General features: G+C 45.3%; 5 protein-coding genes and 1 pseudogene. 3 read left to right on the forward strand and 3 right to left on the reverse strand.

Translation table 11 applies throughout. The features are described 5' to 3' along the window. The first annotated feature begins 606 nt into the window (after positions 1-606). The 3 genes from AAC854_RS21105 (at position 607) to AAC854_RS21115 (ending at position 1,483) form a co-directional block, all read left to right on the forward strand. Positions 607-936, forward strand: coding sequence for a terminase small subunit (locus AAC854_RS21105; RefSeq protein ID WP_340618809.1), 330 nt, complete (start codon positions 607-609; stop codon positions 934-936). A gap of 23 nt (positions 937-959) precedes the next feature. Then, entirely contained in the window at positions 960-1,244 is a 285-nt protein-coding gene (locus AAC854_RS21110) for a hypothetical protein (protein ID WP_340618810.1), read from the forward strand. A 98-nt stretch (positions 1,245-1,342) separates the two neighbouring features. Further along, positions 1,343-1,483: a hypothetical protein gene (locus AAC854_RS21115; protein ID WP_340618811.1), complete on the forward strand. Its 141-nt coding sequence runs from the start codon at positions 1,343-1,345 to the stop codon at positions 1,481-1,483. 154 nt (positions 1,484-1,637) lie between these two features. Here the strand turns inward: AAC854_RS21115 and AAC854_RS21120 are convergent. From AAC854_RS21120 to AAC854_RS21130, 3 genes and pseudogenes are all read right to left on the reverse strand, one after another. Next, positions 1,638-1,958 (reverse strand): annotated as a pseudogene (locus AAC854_RS21120) (transposase); the annotation flags it as partial. A 345-nt stretch (positions 1,959-2,303) separates the two neighbouring features. Next, positions 2,304-3,320: an IS110 family RNA-guided transposase gene (locus tag AAC854_RS21125; RefSeq protein WP_340618813.1), complete on the reverse strand. Its 1,017-nt coding sequence runs from the start codon at positions 3,318-3,320 to the stop codon at positions 2,304-2,306. A 284-nt stretch (positions 3,321-3,604) separates the two neighbouring features. Continuing rightward, on the reverse strand, positions 3,605-4,624 hold the full coding sequence (locus AAC854_RS21130; RefSeq protein WP_340618814.1) for an IS110 family RNA-guided transposase: 1,020 nt from the start codon (positions 4,622-4,624) through the stop codon (positions 3,605-3,607). Positions 4,625-4,949 lie beyond the last annotated feature (325 nt).

Genomic DNA, 4,949 nt, shown 5'->3' on the forward strand with positions numbered 1-4,949 from the left:
TCCATAGAATGCAAATGTCAGATTGCGATGCGCCTGTTAGGGCGCGGCTGGTAAGAAAGCCTTATAGGCGCATATGAAAAACCCCCGGCTATGCCGGGGGATACTTATTATATCTGAATTTCACACATTGGGAGGACTTAATTTTAAGCCCTTGTCTGTATCAGGATTCAGTGTCAGTGCATCATGATAGGACGGTAGGAATGTTACCGTCCTATCCGAATTCATTATAAAGATAGACAAGTAAGGTAGTCGTTAGGATGACCAAAGCTATTTACCATGCACCAACCCATACAGATAGTCCACTCTTGACCAGTCTGATTTGAACAAATTGCAGCATAAGTCTGCATTGGCGCTAAAGTCGTTATGAATGTTACCAGACCAAGAAGAATATATTTTTTCATTTTATTCACCTTATTTCACTGACGACAATAAAGACCGATCAACCAAATAAACCTATTTTCACCTAATAACAAGCGAATAATGCTTAACAATTAATTATCATATGAAATTAAAGTAAATATTTCTGCGTCCATTCCCTGAATGGCTACAGGAATAACCTATGCCATCATACCCCGTGGTGGCTTTTGCTTTTTAAGGAACCAAACAATGGCACAAAAGAAGCCCACGCTCACTGATGAGCAGAAAGTTCTCTTTGATGCCTTAACTCCATTACAGCAAAAATTCGCACTGGGTATCCTAAAAGGGTTAAACCAAGTTGATGCTTATCGTAAGGCAGGAGGGAAGGCAAAAGGAGAATCTGCCCGAACTCAGGCCAGCCGAATGATAACATTTGATAACGTTAAAACCTTTCTCGACGCCATGAACCAAGAAGCCGTTTCTTATGCGGTGATGAGCCGTCAGGAAGCCTTAGAGCGCTTATCAGCAATGGGACGTGTTTCTATTCACGATATCGCCGACTTCCATACAGTCAGATAAGGGAAGACGACAAGGATAAGCCAGTGTTCCAAGCTACATGGCAATTTAGAGATTCAGCTTTGCAGAATCCGGCAGCACTAAGCGCTATCTCAGAGCTAACCACTGGCAAAGACGGTATTAAGTTAAAATTGCATGACCCGAAAGCGGCGATTAAACAACTGTCGGAATTGATGGGTTGGGATTCGGCTAAAAAAGTTGATTTTAGTTCTACCGATGGCACGATGACCCCGAACAATATCAATCTCAGTCACTTGAGTTTTGATCAACTACTGAAACTGAGAGCCCACAAGGGGAAGCATCAATCTTAATATAACAGGGATTGGTTGTTATGTGAGCAATGTCACTGATAGTAAGTGCTGTTTTTTATATGAAGATAATTCCAATACGTTACTCATGAGGAAATAAAATGAGCAAAAACTCATCAAAAGGTCAGTCTTCTAGTCATCCTCAGAATGGCGGTAACTGGCCAAGCACAACAGGTAATCCATCTGGTGGTGGGCGTGGAAATGCTGCACCTAAATCAGGTGGTTCAACATCCGGAAAATAAACATGAAAAGCCCGCAATTGCGGGCTTTTTTATACATGCGAAAACCTGCTTTTTCTCACTTTTGGTGCTGACATGGATATTGATAATGCAATACTGGATGAGGCTATTGAGAGAGAAATTGCAAGAAGAAGTTTGCATGAGTTCATCCAATACATAAATCCCGTGCCCGGCACTTCTCGATAGCAAATTGTCCGGCGAGTTGACCAATCACGGTTTCAATTAAACGGCGTTTGGCGTTAATCATTCTTCTCGTTTCCTTGGGAAGAGGATCATCCATATTGGTACGCATCGGGGTAATCATCTCAATGCCCTGCCTCTTCATTTCCTGTTTAAATTCCATGCATAAATAGCCCTTATCACCGAGCAGATACCCTTTTATCGGGGCGGCCAAATCCCAGGCGGCTTCATGCTCACTGACACTGGCGGGAGTCAACGTGATCCTTGTTAACACACCGGTTTCATCTATCATCAGATGCCTATATGAACGCATCCCGTTTACAAGACAAAAATCACATTGACATCGACGGTAGGTTGCAGCTCTATATCCGTACATGAACTCCCGCTTATGTGCAAGATAAGTGCGTTGGATGGCGGTCATAACTGCGTTCGTACATTCGGCTTCTGTGTTTGCAGGTTATTTTCTGCTGAGCCATGATGGATATATGCACACCTGCTCCTTATCGGCCTTCAGACCTTTATTCATTCTTGGTCGTCGGATATATCAGGTTTTGCAGGTGTCGGTTTGACCGATCTCCCATCTCACTTTTCCTGCGCAATTAGCAAGATCAATAAAGCTAAAATAAATTTCATTCCCCTGTGATTACGATGCCACCCTGAACTTTTCTTCACTCGTTAATATCACCCATGATATTCTGGCGATCTTATTTGCCAGCGCGATCGCCACAATATTTACCGGACGACGCTGTATCAGTTTTTTTATCCACTCACCATAGTTATCATGCCTTCGATTTATATGGTAAATCACGGCTCTGGCGCCCTGAACCAACAATTTTCGTATATAACCATCACCCCGTTTTGTTATTCCAGCGAGTTTGGTTTTTCCACCACTGGAATATTGTCTGGGGGTTAACCCCAGCCAGGCAGCAAAGTGTCGGCCATTTTTGAACAGACCTGGATCCCCAACGCGACTGACAATGGCTGTGGCGATCACCGGCCCAATACCGGGAATGGTGGCTAACCGTTGACAGGCATCGTTCTCCTTGAAATATCTGTCAATCATTTCGTTAAGCTCACCGATCCACGCCTGTAAACAGGATAATTGTTCAAGATACATCATACCCAGCTTTCTCAGGATAGGGGTTATCACTGACTCTCCGTCCTCTATAAGCTCAAGGAGCCCTTTTTTTAGCGAAGACAGCCCGGTCGGAAATATAATGCCTTCTTCTGAAAACAGACTACGGATCTGATTTGATTTAGCCGTTCTTTCCTGAATAGCCCCTTCCCGTATTCGGTGCAATGACTGTAATGATTGCTGCTCAGCACTTTTTATGGGTACACAGTGAATATCCCGTCTTGTTACTGCCATACAGATCGCAGCAGCATCATTAGCATCATTTTTTCCGCCGACAACAAAAGGTTTAACGTATTGGGTTGGCAACAAATGAACCGTGTGCCCCAACTTTGTCAATTCCCGTGCCCAATAATGTGCACTATGGCAGGCTTCGATCCCAATCAGTGCAGGCTCCAGAGTCGCAAAAAACTTCAACACACTATTTCGACGTAACTTCCGTTTAATAGTGGCTACGCCACGGTGGTTGGTCCCATAAACTTGAAAAATATTTTTAGCAATATCAAGACCGATGATGAGATTAGGCATAATCTCCTCCCAAAGCTGGCTGGATTTTATTGATGAATTCCCATCTTACTCCATGAGGAGCGGGAGTTCATAACATCAGCCTTATTGCAGCCGATGCTGCGGGCCTCGATGTAATCCGCTGACTTACTCCTCATTCCTTTAGCGAGCCTTATGCTCAATACCTCATTCAGGTTTAGCAAGTCACGGTCTTACCTGTCTTTGTCATCAATCAGTATCATTGCCTTCGCAATCTTTCTGCATTCATCTTAGTTGAGTTAAAAGTTAAAGTTGAACAGTGAAACGCCTTAATAAGGCCTGACACTGACGTAATCTTTTTGGTACTCCCGTTGGTGAGCGACCAGTGCCCAAACGGTACGGGCCAGCTTATTGGCCATGCCGACTATCGCTACACAGAGTGGACGTCGTTTTTTCAATTCTGTTACCCACACCGGGGGCGTTTTAGTCAGTAAGGCGGCCGATCTTGCTCCGTGAATAAACAAGGTTCTCAGATAAGTATCCCCTCGTTTACTGATCCCCAGTAATTTAACCCGGCCTCCCGTTCCTGTCTGTTTCGGCACCAATCCCAGATAGGCGGAAAATTCTCTGCCGGATCGGAATGCGCTGGGGTCGCCCATCGTGGCGATGGCGGCGGTGGCAATCAGCACGCCGACACCGGGAATTTTCATAATCCGCTGACAATCGGCATTCTGTTTTGCCCACGCCATCAGGTGCTTTTCCACCTGCTCAATTTGTTCATCGATTTCGTTTAAGCGGTGGTATTGTTCTTCAAGAAGACTGAGCAGGAAAGGGGCCAGTTTTTCCCTTAGCCGCTCAAGTACCTCCGGTATCGCTTTATCCAATGAGGTTCTGCCCTTATGCACCGTTTCACCGAACTCCAGTAGCAAACCATGCAGCGCATTGAGTTGCGCGGTTCTGAATTTCACTAATTGGTAACGCATCCGATGTAATGACAGAATGGCCTGTTGTTCTTCGTTTTTGACGGCAACTGATTTGCCGGGCTGCTGAACGGCCAGCCATATAGCCCGGGCATCCTGAACATCGTTCTTATTGCCCATCCTGAATGCCCTGACAAACCGCGCCTGAAGCAAACGCACTTCATGCCCTAGTTTTCTTAGCTCCCGAGCCCAATAATGCGCACCGCCACAGGCTTCCATACCAATCAGGCCAGGCTCGCGGTGACTGAAAAAGGTTAAAAAATCCTGCCGTCTGAGTTGCTTATCAATAAGCTCGCCGGTGTATTCATCGACAAAATGAATTTGCATCAAATGTTTTGCACTATCGACGCCAAAAGGAGTATGTTTCATGGGTGGTTCCTCCAGTCATCAGGGAGCAACAAGCTTCCCGCTTAGGCACTATAAAGCCGGAAATCTGTGAGGATCCACGCTTCACCTCTCAATTCCAGCACGGTGCCAAAGGCTCAGTAGTTGGGATGCGTTCATTACATTCCTTTAAAGCCGTAGTAAGTTTCGTTCTTGGCGGCACAATACCCATAATCGGCTTGCCCTTGTATCTTAAAAGTAACCCGAATTCTGGATAAGACATTGACGAGAAGCCTGTTCCAGGAGCAAAGTTTTGGTGCACACCAAAAACAGCTCCGAGGGGGAACAGGCTATGGACAAGTTAGTTGAA

The organism is Xenorhabdus entomophaga, from assembly GCF_037996725.1.
GTDB lineage: Bacteria > Pseudomonadota > Gammaproteobacteria > Enterobacterales > Enterobacteriaceae > Xenorhabdus > Xenorhabdus khoisanae.